At 36.7% G+C, this 19,477-nt stretch carries 20 protein-coding genes; 4 read left to right on the forward strand and 16 right to left on the reverse strand.

What is annotated here, in order from left to right:
• Positions 1–338: 338 nt before the first annotated feature.
• The gene (locus tag RMB06_RS15600) at positions 339–962 is read left to right on the forward strand and encodes a hypothetical protein (protein ID WP_057069336.1); all 624 of its coding nucleotides are present in this window, start codon (positions 339–341) and stop codon (positions 960–962) included.
• Positions 963–1,033: 71 nt separating this feature from the next.
• On the opposite strand, the gene RMB06_RS15605 is transcribed toward RMB06_RS15600, so the two are convergent.
• The 3 genes from RMB06_RS15605 to RMB06_RS15615 form a co-directional block, all read right to left on the reverse strand.
• Positions 1,034–1,468: an I78 family peptidase inhibitor gene (locus RMB06_RS15605; RefSeq protein WP_057069855.1), complete on the reverse strand. Its 435-nt coding sequence runs from the start codon at positions 1,466–1,468 to the stop codon at positions 1,034–1,036.
• Between the two features lie 163 nt (positions 1,469–1,631).
• Entirely contained in the window at positions 1,632–2,096 is a 465-nt protein-coding gene (gene soxR, locus RMB06_RS15610; protein ID WP_057069339.1) for a redox-sensitive transcriptional activator SoxR, read from the reverse strand.
• 183 nt (positions 2,097–2,279) lie between these two features.
• On the reverse strand, positions 2,280–2,573 hold the full coding sequence (locus RMB06_RS15615; protein ID WP_016141447.1) for a hypothetical protein: 294 nt from the start codon (positions 2,571–2,573) through the stop codon (positions 2,280–2,282).
• A 455-nt stretch (positions 2,574–3,028) separates the two neighbouring features.
• On the opposite strand from RMB06_RS15615, the gene RMB06_RS15620 reads away from it, so the two are divergent.
• Positions 3,029–3,688: an epoxyqueuosine reductase QueH gene (locus RMB06_RS15620; RefSeq protein ID WP_014206379.1), complete on the forward strand. Its 660-nt coding sequence runs from the start codon at positions 3,029–3,031 to the stop codon at positions 3,686–3,688.
• Between the two features lie 274 nt (positions 3,689–3,962).
• On the opposite strand, the gene RMB06_RS15625 is transcribed toward RMB06_RS15620, so the two are convergent.
• The gene (locus RMB06_RS15625) at positions 3,963–5,438 is read right to left on the reverse strand and encodes a PLP-dependent aminotransferase family protein (RefSeq protein ID WP_311080260.1); all 1,476 of its coding nucleotides are present in this window, start codon (positions 5,436–5,438) and stop codon (positions 3,963–3,965) included.
• A 113-nt stretch (positions 5,439–5,551) separates the two neighbouring features.
• On the opposite strand from RMB06_RS15625, the gene RMB06_RS15630 reads away from it, so the two are divergent.
• Positions 5,552–6,007 (forward strand): GNAT family N-acetyltransferase, encoded by a 456-nt coding sequence (locus RMB06_RS15630; protein ID WP_057069343.1) that lies wholly within the window; start codon positions 5,552–5,554, stop codon positions 6,005–6,007.
• A gap of 38 nt (positions 6,008–6,045) precedes the next feature.
• Here RMB06_RS15630 and RMB06_RS15635 read toward each other — a convergent pair whose 3' ends face one another.
• The 4 genes from RMB06_RS15635 to RMB06_RS15650 all read right to left on the reverse strand — a co-directional run bounded on the left by RMB06_RS15635 (position 6,046) and on the right by RMB06_RS15650 (position 9,681).
• Entirely contained in the window at positions 6,046–7,203 is a 1,158-nt protein-coding gene (locus tag RMB06_RS15635) for a winged helix-turn-helix domain-containing protein (RefSeq protein WP_057069346.1), read from the reverse strand.
• Positions 7,204–7,332: 129 nt separating this feature from the next.
• A complete protein-coding gene (locus RMB06_RS15640; RefSeq protein WP_311080261.1) occupies positions 7,333–8,514 on the reverse strand; it encodes a cyanate transporter in 1,182 nt (393 codons plus the stop codon).
• Positions 8,514–8,996, reverse strand: coding sequence for a nucleoside deaminase (locus RMB06_RS15645; protein WP_068613655.1), 483 nt, complete (start codon positions 8,994–8,996; stop codon positions 8,514–8,516). The genes RMB06_RS15640 and RMB06_RS15645 overlap by 1 nt, the downstream gene beginning before the upstream one ends.
• Positions 8,997–9,012: 16 nt before the next feature.
• Complete coding sequence (locus tag RMB06_RS15650) at positions 9,013–9,681, reverse strand: ankyrin repeat domain-containing protein (protein WP_311080262.1); 669 nt, start codon at positions 9,679–9,681, stop codon at positions 9,013–9,015.
• A gap of 147 nt (positions 9,682–9,828) precedes the next feature.
• Between RMB06_RS15650 and RMB06_RS15655 the strand changes: the two genes are divergently transcribed.
• Complete coding sequence (locus RMB06_RS15655) at positions 9,829–10,686, forward strand: LysR family transcriptional regulator (RefSeq protein WP_311080263.1); 858 nt, start codon at positions 9,829–9,831, stop codon at positions 10,684–10,686.
• Here RMB06_RS15655 and RMB06_RS15660 read toward each other — a convergent pair.
• The 8 genes from RMB06_RS15660 to RMB06_RS15695 all read right to left on the reverse strand — a co-directional run bounded on the left by RMB06_RS15660 (position 10,683) and on the right by RMB06_RS15695 (position 19,476).
• Positions 10,683–11,636 carry a M15 family metallopeptidase gene (locus RMB06_RS15660; protein WP_069122799.1) on the reverse strand — a complete coding sequence of 318 codons (954 nt, stop codon included), beginning with the start codon at positions 11,634–11,636 and terminating at the stop codon, positions 10,683–10,685. The two genes, RMB06_RS15655 and RMB06_RS15660, sit on opposite strands and share 4 nt — an antisense overlap.
• A 7-nt stretch (positions 11,637–11,643) precedes the next feature.
• A complete protein-coding gene (locus tag RMB06_RS15665; protein WP_311080264.1) occupies positions 11,644–12,264 on the reverse strand; it encodes a hypothetical protein in 621 nt (206 codons plus the stop codon).
• A 12-nt stretch (positions 12,265–12,276) separates the two neighbouring features.
• Positions 12,277–13,083 (reverse strand): type IVB secretion system protein IcmH/DotU, encoded by an 807-nt coding sequence (icmH, locus tag RMB06_RS15670; protein WP_002114531.1) that lies wholly within the window; start codon positions 13,081–13,083, stop codon positions 12,277–12,279.
• Positions 13,084–13,100: 17 nt separating this feature from the next.
• The gene (gene tssK, locus RMB06_RS15675) at positions 13,101–14,465 is read right to left on the reverse strand and encodes a type VI secretion system baseplate subunit TssK (protein ID WP_005076735.1); all 1,365 of its coding nucleotides are present in this window, start codon (positions 14,463–14,465) and stop codon (positions 13,101–13,103) included.
• Between the two features lie 16 nt (positions 14,466–14,481).
• Positions 14,482–15,576 carry a type VI secretion system protein TssA gene (tssA, locus tag RMB06_RS15680; RefSeq protein ID WP_017481494.1) on the reverse strand — a complete coding sequence of 365 codons (1,095 nt, stop codon included), beginning with the start codon at positions 15,574–15,576 and terminating at the stop codon, positions 14,482–14,484.
• Between the two features lie 22 nt (positions 15,577–15,598).
• Entirely contained in the window at positions 15,599–18,280 is a 2,682-nt protein-coding gene (gene tssH, locus RMB06_RS15685; RefSeq protein ID WP_202723992.1) for a type VI secretion system ATPase TssH, read from the reverse strand.
• Between the two features lie 148 nt (positions 18,281–18,428).
• A complete protein-coding gene (locus RMB06_RS15690; protein WP_311080269.1) occupies positions 18,429–18,692 on the reverse strand; it encodes a PAAR domain-containing protein in 264 nt (87 codons plus the stop codon).
• Between the two features lie 16 nt (positions 18,693–18,708).
• Positions 18,709–19,476, reverse strand: a complete 768-nt coding sequence (locus RMB06_RS15695; RefSeq protein WP_069037255.1) for an OmpA family protein — start codon at positions 19,474–19,476, stop codon at positions 18,709–18,711.
• Position 19,477: the final 1 nt, after the last annotated feature.

Here is a 19,477-nt window from a genome sequence, read left to right on the forward strand (position 1 = left end):
AATTTAAAAATAAAGTTTGGCCTATATTTTTCAAAAAATTTAACCTAAAAAATTAATGAAATTTAAAATTTAGCGCCGAGGATAGAAATTAAATTCGAGTTTATAAACGCTCAATAAATAGCCGTAGAACATTAGCCATTAGTCGCACCTCCCTATTTTTATTCATTTTTACTGGTAAAGTGCTTTACATGGTTTGATACAACCTACTTAACTCAGATGCATAATTCACCTGTTCTTGCATCTGATGTTTTTCTGCCTCTAGTCCGCTAGGGGCTTTTTTTATTATTGATTTAAATACTGATATATTAAATTTCTAGAGATAATTAAAGACAAGAAAAATGGATCGAGTTTTCAAATTAAGTATTTTAAGTTTTCTGGTTTTATTGTTAAGTGGTTGTATTGGCTGTTATAACCCGACAGGCTGTAACCGTGATACTTCGCCTTATTTCTATACAAAACAAATCACTCAAGTCAAAGGCGTAACAGTTCCTGTTGGAACAAAACTGGTTTATAAATCTCAAAAGTCCAAACAGAAAGATGAGCAAACTGGCCCCCTTAAAGAAGAACATATAACAGGAATAAAGTTACCAAAAGATAGCGCTATGCTTTGGGGAGGAATGCCCACCAATCATCTCCTTCAATTTACTAACTCTGAAATGCAAGGATTTACAGCCTATCGAGCACAAGAAGCTCCAACTGTATATTCCAATCAATTTTTAAAACTCTGGAAAGAATGTGATAGTGATTTAGATATCTCGATCAAAAATAAAAATGACTGGAGCTTTAATCCTGCAAATATGAAAATTATTGGATGCGGAATTAACTATCAAGAAAGAGCTTCATACAACACCAACAATCCAAGCCAAGACAAAGTGGATATTTTTCTCATCAAAATTAATCAGGCTTTACAGCAACTGTCACAACAAAAAGAGTATCCCGTTATCCATTATTCCCAAAATTAAAGTAAAAAAGCCTGCATTTTCAGCAGGCTCTTTTCTTTAAAATTTGATTTACCAAACTTTAATTAGACACATTAACCACAGGTTGCTTGAGTAATTTTCTTAGAAGCAGGATCAATAGTAACTGTAACTCGGTTTGTACGATAATCCATAGTCATTGGTTGACCAGGAGCCACTTTTCGCACAATTTCTGATTTAGTTTTTTGTTTAATTTGATCATCAGTAAGGCCAGATTGACCCACTAATTTTTGAGCTTCTTCTGCTACACAGTTTGCTTGATTATCACGGAATAATTTCCATTCTTCCACGACTTGGCCGTTTGGTAAATGACAATACCCAACCTGACCATTTGCTTCATTTCTAATTTCTAATTTCCCGCCTTGTTCAACACAATATTGACTAGCTGGATTTGGTGAACCAATTTTTGGTGGAGTTGGATCTTTATGTTGTATAGATGAACAAGCCGTTAACGAAACAAGCGCTAAACTAAGAAAGATAATTTTTTTCATAAATTTTTGCTTCTTAATAAAAAAACTAAAGATATCAAAAAAATTCATGTTTCATGTGTCTTGTTTACAATAAAAAACTCACTTGGAAGTTCTACTCACCATTTCTTTAATTGATTGGAATTTAAGATTTTCCTTTCTAAAAATAATTATCAAAATATTGCGATCATGGCCTTTCCAAAATTCGTGCTCCAGATCCGTCTTGCCCTAAAACATCTTCAGGATTTCTTAATGGACATTGCTCTAATGATAAGCAACCGCAACCAATACACCAGTCCATTTCATCCCGTAACCTCGTTAATTTTTGAATACGATCATCGAGATCTTTTCGCCAATGGCTTGATAACTCTTTCCACTGTTTAGCTGTTAATTTGCTCCCCATAGGATATGCGCTAAGAGCCTCTTTAATTTCATTTAAAGGAATTCCTACTCTTTGAGCAACTTTAATAATCGCAATATATCTTAAAACGATTAAGGGAAAACGGCGCTGATTACCATTGGTTCTTATACTTTTTATCAGCCCTTTCGTCTCATAAAAATGTAGGGTCGAGACAGGAACTCCACTCCTTTTTGCAACTTCACCCACAGTCAAAACTCGACTAGAGTCAGCTTTTTTATTTTCACTTATCATGATTAACCTCAACTTTACTCGAGGTTTATAAAAGAGCATCTTTACTTTGTCAAATAAAAATCCAAACACCTTAACTGCTAAAAACCACTTTTATGAGCTTATCTGTCTTGGCTTTTCTATAAGCTCTATAAGCGCTGTGAAAATAAATTTGATACGATTATTAATTCAATTAAATTTTAGAAATTAATTTTGTAGGGTACATGGACACCCGCAAATCCAAAACATGTTATAAACAAAAGGCATTGGTGCTCCTAATGGATAGACCTTAGCTTGTTCGATCTTATAAGTTTTTTTACGTGACTCAATGTGAAGTATATTATCATAGCGAGCAACTACAATTCCCTTTTTATATAATTTTTTCCGTTCATTCTTTGCATCAAATTTATATACCAAAAAGTAAACTTTTTCTCCTACACTGATCTTTGAATGATTAACCATAATGTAACCATTACAATACTTACATTGCCAATCTTTCATATCTCAAATAATCACACACTTAAATTTAAAAACACATCGAATTTTATAGTATAGATTTATTAAAGCTACAAATCTAAAGAAATAATTTAATTGAAAAAATAAGGTTTATTTGTGACAGACATCACAATAAAAACATAAAAAATTTAAAATTATATCTAGAAACATCAATTACTTACCTAGCTGTTTTTTAGTATTATTATTTTAAAAAATATTAAATTTATCTATATTTTATATTACTATATAGTATTTCGGTTAATAAATTTAAAAGTGCCTATATAAATAATTTTAATATTCAATAATCTAATTATTTCATTATATTCAACTAAACCATAAATAAAATAATAAATAAATTTTAACATATTTAAATTAATTTCATGTTTAATTGAAAATAATTCAGTTCACATTATACAAAATAAAAATATATAATCATTAGAATTGCAATTTAATTTTTTATTATGTCAACTCAACGTTTAAAATTAGAACTCCCATCTGGACATGATCAATTATTACTTCATTCTTGCTGTGCTCCTTGTTCAGGAGAAGTTATGGAAGCATTAATTGATTCTGGAATTAAATTTTCGATATTTTTTTATAATCCTAATATTCATCCCGTAAAAGAATATCTCATCCGTAAGGAAGAAAATATTCGTTTCGCAGAAAAGCATAATATTCCATTTATCGATGCAGATTATGATACGGATAATTGGTTTGCTCGAGCTAAAGGTATGGAAGATGAACCAGAACGCGGCATTCGTTGTACCATGTGTTTCGATATGCGTTTCGAGCGAACTGCCCTTTATGCACATGAACACGGCTTTAGTCTCATCAGTAGTTCGTTAGGAATTTCTCGTTGGAAAAATATGGCTCAAATTAATGATTGCGGAATTCGGGCAGTATCCAATTATCCAGATATTCAATATTGGGATTATAACTGGCGAAAAAATGGTGGCTCTAGTCGAATGATTGAAATCAGTAAGCGAGAGGAATTTTACCAACAGGAATATTGTGGCTGTGTATATTCTTTACGTGACACCAATCGCTGGCGTATGAGTAATGGTCGAGACCGAATTAAACTAGGTGTTAAGTTTTATAGTAATGCCATGGAAGAAGATTAAATCCTAGTCTCCTTAAAAAATTAATTCATTCTAAGCTATATTTATTCCTAATAAAAAAAGGCCACATCTGGAGAATGTGGCCAAAAGGTGTACTGTACTAAGCTTTGATATTATTAGAATAATAAAGTTAGCTTAAAATAAGATTAATAAATCTTTTAAATTTAAATTTTTTAAAATTTCATCAAAATATTAAAATCGAATAAATATTTTGCCCTTCTCATTAAAAATAAAATCACTCTAAAATTCATATATAATTTTGAAAAGTTTAGCTATTTTACTTTTTGATACTGATGGCTAGTCTCTTAATATTTTCCACCATTTCCTCAGGTTGATGTGCAGCATAGCCCAACAGAACTGCTGCTTTTTTCGACTCAAGTTGACAATATCTTGATAGAGGCTGAATCTCCAAATCCAATGCCGAGCAATGAGAAATAAACTCCTGCTCAGTCCATGATGCTTTTAACCAACATATAAGATGAATGCCTGAATCTGTTGGCTGAACATCGAGTACATCTGAAAGGTATTCATTAATAGCGTTAATCAATACTTGTTGACGCTCATCGCATGCTTTTCGAACTTTACGTACATGTCGGGCATAGTGGCCTTGTTGAATGAATAAAGCTAAAGCGACCTGCTCTAAATATGAACTTCGCACGTCAGTATAGTATTTAGCAGCACTAAAGGTTTCAATCAATGCTTCAGGTACAACCATGAACCCTAAACGAAACTCTGGAAACATCATTTTGGTAAAAGTTCCAGAATAAATGACTCTTTGCTGCTGATCTAAACCTTGTAGTGCTTGGATTGGGTGCGTGCCATAACGAAACTCACTATTATAATCGTCTTCAAAAATCCATTTTTCTTGTTTGTTTGCCCAATCTAATAAAGCAAAACGGCGAGCTAAACTTAAAGTTCCCCCTAAAGGAAACTGATGTGAAGGTGCTGTATAGACCAGTTTGCTTTTGAAATAATGATCTGTAATTTCAGAAATTTGCATTCCCTCCTCATCACTTTCGATCAAATTTACCTGAGCACCAAAACTTCGAAAAATCTTAAAAGCTGCATCATATCCCGGCTCATCCAAACACACTTCATCATTTGCTTGAAGTAAGGCATAGGCTGTTAAATGAATAGCCTGCTGCGTTCCGTTTACGATAATAATTTGCTCTTCGTTGCAGTTTAGCCCCCGGGTAGAGCGAACATATTCACAAATTGCCTGACGCAAAGGTAGATAGCCACGCGGGTCGTAAAATTGACCAAGCTGATAATACGACTGCCGCCAAGCTTGTGTTAATAACTTGCCCCACAGTTGATGAGGAAATAAATCAATACAGCCTACCCCTACATGAAACATCTTTTTCTTTTTACTTAACCATGACTGCTTTCGCCATGAATCCAATAAAGCTTCAATATTTGGATTAATATTTAAGGAACGATGAGTATTTTTAGACGTTTCTTTTGAATTTTTTTGAACGTGTATTAACTGATCTGGCACAACCTCAGCAACATAGGTACCCGAACTTGGTTTAGTAAATAAATATCCCTCATCCAGTAATCGTTCAAGAGCCGCCAATACAGAATTCCTTGAAATTGACATCATCTCTGCCAAAGCACGACTTGAGGGTAATTTTATTCCGGCAGTCAGTCTTCCATCTAAAATTGCATCACGCAAAGCCGTATATAACCCATCTTTAATCTGGCCTTTTGGCAAAATTAAATTTGGAAAAGATGCAGAAATTGGAGCGGCCATATCAAAACTGGTACTGTGAAAAATATCAAAAGTGTATCTTATAAAAATACCACTATCAAAACTACACTCTAGTTGTCGACTTTTTTATTACTTTAAAACAGAGTGTAATTATTATGCAAAATCAAAATCTTCAAATCGTTTCTGTTCAGCAACAAGATTATTCACAATGGGAAATATATTGGCTTGCTTACCAAAATTTTTATCAAGTGAATTTACCCCTTCATGTCACAAAAGTAACATGGGAACGTTTCTTCGATGAGAATGAACCTATGTACTGTGCCGTTGCTAAACAAGGTGAGCAAGTTTTAGGAATTGTGCACTATGTTATTCATCGTTCAACATGGGCAAAAAATAATTACTGTTATTTAGAAGACCTCTATGTTTCACCTGAAGTTCGTGGACAACACATTGGTAAACAACTCATTGAATATGTGCAGAAGCAAGCTATCGAACACAACTGTGACCGTTTATACTGGCATACTCAAGAAACCAATGTAACAGCGCAAAAGCTTTATGACTGGATTGCACAAAAACCAGGAATTATTGAATATCGTATGCCTTTGAACTAAAAAAGTGAAAACACCAAAAGCTGGAGTGCTTTTGGTGTCTAAATTTTAGTACGAATACGCTGAATCACTTTGTCATTAATAGTTGAGCATTGATTAAACGCAGCAAAACGCTTGAGCTCTTGTTCCAGTTCGAAGAAGAAGAGCTCCTTATTTTTTATTGTTTTTTCTAGATGCAGGCTAATCACTTCTAACTCTTTTATAGAGCGATGTGCTTTACAATCTACTCGGCCTACTAACTCATCTTGATATAGAATCGGCAAACAAAAATAACCATATACTCGTTTGGCCGCTGGTACATAGCATTCAATGCGGTAATCAAATTCAAATAAAGAAGCTAGACGGTCGCGATGAATAAGAGAATTATCAAAAGGTGACAGTATTTTTAAACCAAAATCAGTACTAACCTTTTTTTCTATTGCAGCAACATCAACATATAAAGTTTGACCATTCTCAAGTTTAATTGCTGATACAACACCTGCGTCAATTTGCTCCTTCAGAGCGACACGCATAGTTTCTTTTAAATCATTTTTCTTTAGATGAACTAATTGTTTCCATGTAAATGCACCATGTGCTCGAAGCGTATTATTAAATAAATACTGCGCATATTCATAAAGCGTAGGCATACTTAAATCAATATTTTCAGGTAGGCAGCGCTCCGTCAAATCAAAGACTTTTTCCATTCCGTTACGCTCACAGATCATCAGGTCACCCTGCATATACAACTGCTCAAAAGCACGGCGGCCTGGTCCGGTATTCCACCAGTTTCCCAAACTCTTTTTATTATTTTTATCAATATCTCTTAATCGAATTTTACCTTCAGCACGAACACGCGCCAAAATTTCATTCATGAGCTGCTGATCACCTCTATTAAAATAACGGCTTTCTCCTTTCCTGACAGACATCATGGCAGGGAGTGCATACCGATAATCTTTCATAGGAAGATAAGACGCGGCATGATACCAATATTCAAAAATCTGCCGCTCACCAACCAAACTATTAAGATGACTTAGCTCATAATCAGGCACTCGGCTCCACAATATATGGTGATGAGCTCGCTCTACAACCGATATGGTATCAATCTGCACATATCCTAAATGCTCAATAGCCTGTAAAGTTCCATCCATGCCTTTTGCAAATCGACTAGTTTTTCCTAAGCCTTGATTAAATAAAGTGAGCTGTTTCAAAGAAGAAGTCATAAAAATCAAATATTGTTGTATTCATTTAAAAGCGGAAATTTTCAGTTCTATCGTATCACTATTTTCTGATTTTCTTGTGATTTAGAATCGGTAATTCTCTATAAAAAGAAATTTAGCTCACTTAAAATTTTATAGACTCAGCTTAAAATAACTTTTGGGATTCAATCTAATTACTAAAATAACGACTAATATCACACTGACTAAATGAAAAAGCCATCCTGCTTTGTAAGCCCCCGTAAGATCATGCAAAATTGCAATAATCCACGGCGGGATTGCTGCTAGTAAAAAACCACCACCCTGCATCAATGCTGATAAAGCACCTGCATGTGTCGGTTCATCAAAATGGTCTAATGCAACGATAAGCGTTAACGCAAAACATCCACCCAAACCCACGCCCAAACAAATTGCCCAAAGCATAGAGGCAAAATCAGGGATAAAAGCTATTCCAGAGAAACCGACTAGTTGCATTGCTAACGTAAACCATAACCATGGACGTCGGTCTTTATATTTCCTAGCTAAAACAGGCAAAATGAGCGCTGAAGCTGCTTGGCTCAAGGCCAGCAAAGCGAGTAATTTTCCACTTTGTGCTGCACTCCAACCCTGATCTTGAAAAGAAGGTGCCAACCACGCTACCACTGACGAGTAGCCACCATTTACAAGTCCAAAGCACATCATTAATAACCATGTTCGAGGTTGATTTAATAACTTGCGTACAGGCGCATGATGAATGGATGAGCCAACTTTTGTTGGTAAAAAGACAAGCGCCAATATAAATGCAAATAAAGCTGGAACTGCAAAAAAAGCCAGTCCAACAAACCATAAACCTGTTATATTTGAAACTACAGGCGCTAACCATGCTCCTAAGGCACCACCGCCCATAAGCATGGCTGAGTAAAGCCCCATCATCGGACCAATATATTGGCTAAATTCTCTTTTGATCATGCCGGGAAATGCCGCTTGTATCATCGCAACGCCAAATCCAATTACTATTGCGCTAATAATTAATCCTTCGGATGTAGGCAATAAAAAACGGACAGCATATCCTCCACAAATGGCCAGCAATGCACCAAGAATAGCTTTTCGTTCGCCGACATAGTTCTGCAATATTGGGCCAACAAATGCAATGAGGCCCATAAGCATCATCGGTAACAAAGTAAGTAGTGCTATCCCTTGTAAGCTTAAACCAGTAGCTGTTCGAATATTGGCAATCAATGGTCCAATACTTGTTATAAATGGTCTTAAATTAAGGCCAACTAAAGCCACAGTTACAATGAGCATCGGCTGGGTCAAAAAAGCTCCAGGCTGCTTCATTATTTTGAGCCTGAATGATTGGCTTGATAATTCTTCCAATGCGCATAAAGATCAGTGCGGTTTTCAACTCTGATCGGTATATATTGAATTTTCATTGATTGCTCAGCAAAGGGCTTGGCAAGCTCAATATATATTTCAGCTGTAGACAAACCAAATGGTGTTCCGTCTTCATTAGAATAAGCATAGCTCACCGACTTTATACCAGCTAAACGCATTGCAGCCATACACATTGGGCATGGATGTCCACTTGCATACACAGAACAGCCTTCTAGGTTGGCAGATCCTAAAACTTGACTGGCTGCACGAATCGCCAGTAATTCAGCATGTGCGGTTGGATCATTCGTTACCATAATCTGATTTACGCCTGAAGCAATAATTTCTCCATTCTTTACAACCACAGCACCAAATGGCCTGCCACCTTTTTCAATATTGTTATAGGCAAGCTCAATCGCCTTACGTAAAAACTGTTCACCTTTTTCCATCACATACTCTCACTTTCTATTTTGCACCAGCTGCAAGAAGTCTTTTTTCAATTTCGCGATATCCTCTTGACCGCGCATGGTGTAAGGGAGTTATGCCGTCTTTATCAGCCAAGTTCGGATCAGCACCTGCCTTTAATAAAAGCTCTACAATGTGTTGATATTTGGGTTCTCCATTTCCCAAAATGATGGCCTCAAGTAATGCCGTCCACCCCAAATTATTGACATGATTAACATCTACACCGGCCGCAATTAATGTACGAACTGTTTCAACATGGCCTCGCTCCGCTGCAGGAATGAGCGCAGTCCCACCGTAACGATTAGTACTTTCTAAATCGGCACCATGCATAAGTGTCATTCTTAGAATTTTTAAATATCCTTGTGCACCAGCATACAAATACGGACTGTCTTGAATATTATCTTTTGCATTTACATCGGCACCAGCCTCTATCAGCATATGAGCAGCATGTACATTATTTGCTCTTGTAGCGACCATCAAAGCAGTCGAACCAGTTTCATCTCTCTCATCAATTAAAGCTTTTTGAGATAAAATCCGTTTAATAGATTGTGTATCATTATTTATCACTGCCTGATGTAAAGGATACTCACCCATTGCATTCGTCATATTTGTAAAACCCGAAGTCCCTAATGCGACAATCAGATTCATCCATATTAGTGACTTACGCATGGTGGCCTCCCAATAGAATTTTTTGGCAAAACATTTTGTAAATAGAATAAAGATCACCAAAAGTATTTGGAAATTAAATTATTTAATCGATAGTATTAAGATTATAAATATTTATCTTATCGGCTTTTAAGTGTGGCGGTACCTAATATGTTTGATCCTCGCCTTTTACGTGCTTTCGTCACTATTTTTGAAACTGGCGGTTTTACCGCAGCTGCCGATCGATTACACCTGACTCAATCAACAGTTAGTCAGCAGTTAGCACGACTTGAAGAATCTGTCGGTCATGCCCTTAAAGATCGGACAGCAAGGCCTTTCAAACTGACGGCATCTGGAGAATATCTAATTGGTTATGCGCAAAGGATTTTGACTCTCCAACAGGAAGCTGAGGCCCTACTTAAAGATCCGGCAGGAAGTATTCCCATTCGTATTGGTTTACCAGAAGATATGATGAGTCCTGCAATGGCTGAAGTTTTCGGTATATTTGCCAAAGAGCATCGCTCCATTCGTTTAGATGTAACCTCTGGCTTAAGTCGGAACCTAACAGAACGTTATCGGAATGGTGAGTTCGATATTATTATTGTCAAAGAACCTACTGCTAGTGCTGATCACCACGCTACATTCCCAGAAGAAATGGCATGGTTTGAAAGTTCGAATTCAACAACTGAATGGTCTGATCCCATGAGTTTAGTGACCTTTCCTCAAGGCGGACTTTATCGGGACGAAATGTTTGCAACTTTAGAGCGCAAACGGCGACGTTGGTATATTGCCTTTACGGGTAGTAGCCTAGAAAGCGTGTTAGTCAGTGTTGAAACAGGATTAGGATTATCTTTATTGCCTGTAGCTACGACCAATGGACGGAGAGTACGTCGATATTATTCATTAGGAGCTGTGCCTCCTATGGCCGTTTCAATTTACACATGGGAAAAAGCTGGGATAATTTCCCAGCTTGTAGATAAAATGACGACTGTTTTACAAGAACGTTTTCAATCCTCAATCGATATTTAACTTATATCATTCAAACTTTCAGCAATCAGTTTTTCTGCCATTTCTTGAGTTTTTCTTAAGCCCGGCATACGGAACTCAGTATGCCCATAATCTTGGATAGATTTCCAACGTCCACCCCAAGTTAACCCAACCGATTCGGCGACTTGACCATATAATCGATAGCCTTGCATTGCCCACGGATCTCGCTCAGAAATAACCACTTTTCCATTTCGCTTAAATGCTACATCAGCTGCTAAACCAAATTGGTGATAGCTTTGATACCCCCTTGCTCTAGTCGTGTTAGGATTGCCCGCCAACATGTTCTGACGTGCTGGGCTACGATAGCCTTCTAATAGAACCAACTCATAACCATATTGTTCTTTCATGATTTTAAAGACCATGAGTAAACGCTGTTTATAGCGTGGGTTCATTTTGTCCCATTTACGATCAACTAAATTTGTGTCCAGAATAGCTCGACCATCGAAACTGGCGTTATCAATCGGTGAAGAATTAATAGCTCCACTATTTTGAGACGAATATTGCTGCTCTAACTGCGTCGCCTCAACAATTGCGGCTTCAATTAGGCTTTCATCTACTTCTGGCGGTGGCGATAATATTTCACCATTTAAAAGTGCATAAATTTGAGGATCTGTTTTTTTCAGATATTCAGCTTCAATTCGGGTTGAACTAATAGGACGAGTAAAAGCAAAAACTAATATACTGGCAAACAAGAAAAAGCCTGCAATTACAATCCACCATTGCTGTAAATGCCAATGAGATTGTAATTTTTCAGGAGCAGCTGCCTGATTCATGGTTTGAGCAAATTGTTTAACCTGATTAAGCTGTTTACGCCCTTGGGGCAGTAATGACAATACAAAATCTTTGCTTCTACTCCTGAGTTCATAAGACATTAAAAACGCTAAACCAATTGCCAAACATGTAAAGCAAAAGAAAATGAGAAAGATCATCATCAGTTCATTAATTCACGGCAAAAGGACTTCGTGTAATTTTAATATCTACCGATGCCTTAGGTGGCTCAACCTCAGGTTCTGGTTCGGCTGGAGCTTTACTCTCAACTATGGGTTTAGCCTGCGCCACTTGTTGTTGCGGCTTAATCACAGGTTTTTGCTGAGTTGGCTGTATTTTAGGTTGAGTCGCTTTAACTGCACCCGTCTGTAGTTGAGGCACAATCTGAACTTTCTTTTCACCTGTTAGCTGCTCATCAAATGGTGAAACTCGTTGTTCATTCGTAGCAACAGCTTTATGTGGAACGGGTTTAAAAATATTGCTTAACTCATTATCTTTTGGTTGTTCAAAGCCATCACGACTCATTGAGTCCGTCTCGTTATCTTGACTTACAGCAACCTGATTTTGTTCATCTGAAGAATGTACAGCATCTTGATTTAAAATTTGCTCTTCCGTTGATTTACTCTCAATTGCTGCTGATTCTGGCGAACTCGGTTGAGACAAGAACAGGAATAGCGAGATGCTGACAAACACCCCTGCAATCACACCAATCACAATATAAAGTACTGGTGATTTCGGCTTTTTTTTATTCGATTGTAAAACTCGAATAGAAGTTGGTTTTTCCTGAGCCATTTCGTTCCATCATCAAGGTAAATAAATTGTAATATGTGCTTGCTCTTGAGGAGCAGAAATCACATTTTGATAGTTAGATAATGCTTTATCATTTTGATTATTCAGCATAAATCTTAAGCCTGCAAAGGTAAGTAATGCAAAAATCAATAAAAAGATCAAAATCCAAAAGAAAGGTACTTCGCGATGAATAATATTTCGTATTTGATCGGGAATTGCCGAGAACGGCGAAAACGCAACTTTTTTCCCTTTTAAATAGTCAATTTCATCACCCACTCTTGATACGAGGTGGTTGAGACTTTCAATAGATTCAATTCGGTACTTACCCTGAAAACCGAGCAAAAGGCAGTAATGAAATACTTCTAAAGCAGCTAGACGTTCTTTTCCACGACTTCGCAATTGCTCTAAAATTTCAAAGAAACGATACCCTGCTAACTGAGAACCAAACAAGCTCAATTGTAATGGGCTAATTAACCAAGCATTTTGCAAATTAAAATAGCTTGGGTCTTGTTGCGTTACGATAGTTTCATCAATCAAAGCACAAAATGCATATTTCGCATCATGAATATCATCAGCTGAAAATTGTAACTTTTTAGCTTGTTGTTCAAATTGATTGAGTAAATTTAAGATTTTTTCACGAAACTGCTGAGCGTCTGCCGGCACATACTGATTTCGAATCAAAAAAACCAAATAAAAGCCATCATGCAATAAATCAATAAGATTGATTGCCTGTAGCTTTGCCTGAGACTGGCTATTATTGTTCCCACCCGTTCCAATTTGCCCATCGTCAAATAAAGAAGGAGCACCAGTGGATTGTGACATTTTTCTCTCCTTTACCCTTAAGCGTTCATAACAGCAATCAGTTCAATACTGATATCTTGGAAGCCAGCCGGAACATAAATACAAATCGTCTCTGAATCTAACATGCGCTGGTATAATTCATGATGCGGTTCAACTTCAAAATAGCTCACACCAGAACGTACTGGGATCGCTGTTGGAACCTGAATCAAGTGATGCAATGGAATTGCAGGTAATGCAGCAACTACACGTTGCTCTACATCTAAAGTGCTACCAATCTTGAATCGTAAAGGTACGATCTGGATCAACTCATGTGTCTGCATTGCACTACTTGATACTGCAATATAAAGTCGAGTATCTCGAGTAATCTTATCGGTTTCAAGACTTCCCACCCAATATGAAGGGCGGATTTCTTTAAGTGCAATACTGATGTAACGACTCGAAATAATCGTATCGAGTAAATCACGTAGAATCGTGTCTAACTGCGAAAAACTTTCTTGTAAATTATGGTGTTTATAGGCAGGCAACTGATCAACATCATAAGCCGTCGAGAAGGTTAATAAAGAACCTGCTAAACGTAACAATTCGAAGAACAAACGTTCTGGATGGATTTGTGGATATTGCACAAAATGATTCAGGCCAGCATGAGCTGTGTTTAAGGCATTTACTAACCAGAATGAAACGATATCACCTGAACGGAATTCAATTAACTTCTGTTCATTTTCTCGGTTATTGGTTTGAATCGTCTTAATTTTTGCCTTAATCACATTCAGTGTTCTTTTTAAGTTTGAAATGAGTGATTCAGAGGCATCCACGTGTAAAATTGGCGGAATAAACTTCCGATCAATTTCAAAAGCGCCAGAGCTTTGTCGCTTAATCTTTCCAATCGGCAGATATAAGAAACCATCTAGATTATGGTCTGGATTACTATGTACATCTAATAATTTAAAAACAGCACGTCGGCGTAGCAAACTAATATCTGCTTCTGTAGCATTAGTAAACAAATCATGCGTTTCAACAAGGTGAGATTGATATCTACCCTTTTGCGCTTGGTTTTGATCAATTAGATTTTGCTTATTTGCTTGTAAAAGCGGCAATGCTAAATAGATTAGCATCTCACCACGTAAATTAAGATCATCTAATAAAATTGGTTCAGGCAATAGATCATATGCCGGTGCCTGATAAATTTCACCGTCTTGCCAGATCATCTCTACAGACTCAAGAGCAAGAATATGTGTACTCAATTGAGCTTCATCGAAACTTAGCTTCTGAATACCATATGAAAAAGGTACAACTGCGCGAACCGTATGATTTAGGCGTTGTTCATGATACGTATCTTGAATTTGGAAATGTTGAGGTCTTAAAAATAAACCTTCGCCCCACAGGACTTTTTCAGCTTTAAACATATGTCTTTACCAATCTTTATTCATATTCATTTTTAGGCTGCACACCTAACATTTCCTGAACCATTTGTAATGGATGCTCATCTTTAATAACTTGCGCTAACCACTCGTGTAATGGCATTTGACTCCATTTAATCGTTTTTTGAAGCATATAGCTCACAGGACTATGAGGTTCATTTGCTTGGAAGTAATCTGCGATCTCTTGCAATACTTTCATTGCTTGTTCACGGTTAGCCAAGTGCGTTTGTGCTTGAGGCTGAAAAGCTGGCTGATCTGAAACAACTTGTACAGGCCCTTGATTTTCCATAGATGAACTCGTGATAACAGTAGCCTGTTCTTGGATTGGCGTAAGCCCAGTACCAAAAGCTTCTGCTTTATAAATCTTACGTAATGTGCTGTGAATGGTCTCAAATGCCGAATCAATAGCAGCAAAACTCGGCGAATCTAATCCCATTAAATGATCAAGAGTCTGTTTTAAAACATCCCACTCGGTTAAGACTGAACTAAAATCTTGATAATTAGAATATTGAAAAGTTTTAGAAGTATTAAAAATGGCTTGGTCGAATTGTTCTAATTCAGATGGTCCTGACTGGCTGTCATACTCTTCAGTTTGTTTACGGCGAACATTTTCGTGATATAGAAAATTATCGTAATCAAGCAAATTATAATAAGGAGCTGTATTGGTTAAAGAAACTTTCTTTAACAACATCGGAAGTTGATTAATTAAACCCTGTAATAAACCAATGCGTTGATCTAAGTCATCATCTTCAATAACAGGGTGAATTTCCTGCCAGTATTGATTCAGCATGGTATGGCTTAAAGTTAAACCTTTAGCCATACCTTCAAAACCATAAAGATGAGTCCAAGCCTCTAAGAGCCAAGTTAATAGACGAATATCTTTCGTTTTATCTTTTAGCAAAACACTCGTGTTCTTTGCTACAAAGTCCCAATCGGCTTGTTTGCGCTCAGCAACCCAATCACCTTGATCTAGTAATAGATCATCTTGTGTCTTCGCTTTTTTTATTTCATGAAATTCATTAGAAAACGAAAAGTCATCACCACAAGGCAAACTATCACTAATGGGTTCGAGTAGTTCAGAAATATCAATATTCATCTAATTTTAGCTCTATTCAATTTTAAACTTCTGACTTCAATTTTTTACTAGTCCTTTTTTTAGCAGCTTTTACAACTGGGTCTAGTACATATTGAATTTCGTCATCTTTAGCATCAATCATGATAACTTTTGGTAATTTTTGCTCTGCTAAAGCCACCAAAATTTCTGTAGCTAATGCAGGTAACACCGTAGAATTTAAAATATTATCAACATTACGCGCACCACTATCGACTTCTGTACAACGGCTTAAAAGTAGCTCTACCAAATCTTCAGAATACTGGACTTGTGTACCGTATTGTTTCTCAATTCTTGCTGTGATTTTGCCTAACTTATGTTTAATAATTCGTACAAGTAGATCATCATGCAGTGGGAAATAAGGTACAACTCTCATTCGGCCTAAAAATGCAGGCTTAAATTGTTTATATAAACTTGGTTTTAAGTGCTCAATCAACTCTTCAGCTGTAGGCCACTCTTCTACAGGTCTATTTAAGCAAGCCTGCATAATGGCACTTGAACCAGCATTTGAAGTTAACAAAATAGTCGTGTTTTTAAAGTCAATTACTCGTCCTTCACCATCTTCTAAAGTACCTTTATCGAATACTTGATAGAACAGTTCCTGAACATCGCTATGAGCTTTTTCAATTTCATCAAGCAACACAACACTGTACGGGTTACGGCGTACAGCTTCTGTTAAAACCCCACCTTGGCCATATCCGACATATCCTGGAGGCGCACCTTTCAATGAAGATACCGTATGCGCTTCTTGATATTCAGACATATTAATAGTGATTAAATGCTGCTCACCACCATATAACTCATTTGCCAAAGTTAATGCAGTTTCAGTTTTACCTACACCACTCGGTCCCACTAAAAGAAATACACCTTGTGGCTTATTAGGATCTTCAAGTTTTGCTTTTGAAGTTTTAATGCCTTGAACTAATTGTGTGAGTGCATAATCTTGCCCCATTACACGCTCGCCTAATTTATCTTCAAGCGTTAATATCTGTTTAATTTCATCATTAACCATTTTTCCAACAGGAATACCTGTCCAATCAGAAATAATTTCATTAATGATTTGAGAGTTTACTCTTTCAAATACTAAGGGTTGCTGACCTTGAATATCAGCAAGATCTTTACGCAGTAGATTAATCTGATCGAAAGCTTCAGACTCATTAGCATGATTCTGTGCTTCTAACTCTTGAATTTTATGGACAAGTTCTAATTCTTTTTGCCACTGCTCTTCGGTTTCTTGGATCTCTTTTTGCAAAGATTCTAAATTAGCTTTTAAAGCTTCCAATCGTTCATGATGAATTGGAATCTGACGATGTTCATTTTCTAAAATTTGCTGTTCAAGCTTTAAGTTATGTTCTTGGGCCTTTAACTGATCAAGCTTTACAGGTTGAGCATTTTGGGTCAACGCAACACGTGCTGCAGCCGTATCAAGCACACTAATTGCTTTATCTGGAAGTTGGCGTCCACTAATATATCGATGTGAAGAATGAACTGCTGTAACGATCGCCTCATCATCAATTTGCAATTTAAAATGCTGCTGCATGACAGGAATCATCGCACGCAACATATCTACCGCAACTTCTTCGGTCGGCTCTTCTACTTTTACAACCTGAAAACGTCGGCTCAATGCAGCATCTTTTTCGAAATATTGTTTGTACTCTGCCCAAGTAGTCGCAGCAATTGTGCGCAACTCACCCCGTGCAAGTGCTGGTTTTAAAAGATTTGCAGCATCATTTTGCCCTGCTTGGCCACCTGCACCAATTAAAGTATGCGCTTCATCAATAAATAAAATAATAGGATGAGTAGAAGCTTGAACTTCTTGAATAACCTGTTTTAAACGGTTTTCAAACTCGCCTTTAACACTCGCACCCGCCTGTAAAAGTCCCATATCCAGCACATGCAAATGAACATTTTTTAGGGCGTTTGGTACTAAACCTTGAGCAATTTTTAAAGCCAAACCTTCTACTACAGCTGTTTTACCAACACCAGGCTCTCCGGTTAAGATCGGATTATTTTGGCGTCTACGCATTAAAATATCGAGCATTAAGCGAATTTCATATTCACGGCCAATAACTGGATCTATACCGCCTTTTTTCGCTTTTTCAGTGAGATTAATCGTATATTGATCAAGTGCAGGTGTTTTAGCTACTTTGGTATTTGCTACAGTCGCCTCTGTTGAATCCACCTCATCAGGTGGTGTTTTTGTTTCATCTTGTTGTTCAACACTCTTCTCACAAATTTCAAGAAACTTGTGTTTCATTGAATCAATCGGTAAAAGATCAAATAAACTCGAAGCTCTTGTTGCAATTTGATATAAATCAGGCGCAGTTAATAATGCAACTAATAAATGACCACTACGAATAACGGGATTTTGTTCAGCCGAAGCTAATAACCAAGCTTGTTCAAACAAACGAACAATAGATTTAGCAAAAATAGGAGTTCGGGTATTACCTTTTGGTAATTGAGAAATTGTTTCTTTTAAATCATCAGCTAAAGCTTCAGATGAAATTTTATATTTCTTTAATAAAATTTTTAAATCATTCTCTAAAGATTGATTAAGTAATTCTAAAAATAGATGCTCAATTTCAATTTCGTAATTTTGTTGAATAACACAAGCATTAGCCGATTTTTCCAAAGCAGTTCGTGCAACTGTAGAAAGTTTTGTAATTAAAATTTTTAAATTACTCATCATTACTCTCAATATTTTTAAATAATTTAATGCTTAAAATCATAATGCCTGTATATTAACAAAATTCAGCTTTATCAGACAAACTACTCATCATTTCAAGCGTTAATATGTTTTAGTAGATATTTATATCTATATAAAAATATCTCTATCCTTATCCTTGATTAACTAAACCCTGTTTTGGTAATAATTTACAGCCACATGATAATGAATCATTTACACGTGCTGCGGATTTTCCCATGACAAGCATATTTGGGTCTCCCGATACAATCGTAGAAACCGTTTTGTGTAACGGACAAGTAGCCTTATCTCCTACACAGGCAATTGCAATTCCATCAATTAAAAATGTACTGTTTCCTGAAATGACTTGCCCTCCACCAGTTGTTGGGCATCCAATCGTAATGTAAGGGCTAGCCATGTTCTTCTCCTTATATTTATAGAACAGTAAACTCAATCCGACGGTTTTTCTTTCTTCCTTCTGGAGAAGTGTTATCTGCAACTGGCTTAGATGAACCTAAACCTTCTGTAGATAAATGGTCGGCGGGAATACTCTTACTAATCAAATAGTTTTTAACTGCTAATGCGCGGTCTTGGCTAAGTTTTAAGTTTTTAGTCGCATCACCAGAACTATCAGTGTGACCAATAATTTTCACCTTCTTACCGCCAACTTTATTTAAAGCAATAGCCATCTCGTCAAGAATTTTTTGACCCGCATCAGTTAAAACCGCACTACCAGATTCAAATTCAATAATTCGATTTTTAAGTGCATCATCAATGATTTTCTGCTCAGCCTGATTGACTGATAACTGTGAATACAGTTGGTACGGTGGCTGCACTAATCCTTGAAAAGATTGAATTGTAGGCTGAATATCTGCTGGGTTCAGCATTTTTCCACTCAACTCAAACCGAGTACCATTTACGCTTAATTTGCCTTGTGAAACCTTTTTAAGATCAGGCGTAATCACTCGAGTCACGGAATCACTCCATCCATTTGGAGCAGCTACGGGTCTCACTTGTATTTTATCGACAACCTGATCAGCACCATAAACAGATTGCATTTTTAATAAGATGGCCTGTTTACTTGCCTCGTTAGGAACGACTCCTTCTACAACAATCGGCTGAGCTAAAGCATAGTTAGCGATTGCATAGATAAAACAGCCTTTTATGAGCTGTGAAAGTTTAGTTTGATATCGTTGATTCATT

This window comes from Acinetobacter sp. V104_13 (assembly GCF_031798995.1).
Lineage (GTDB): Bacteria > Pseudomonadota > Gammaproteobacteria > Pseudomonadales > Moraxellaceae > Acinetobacter > Acinetobacter pittii.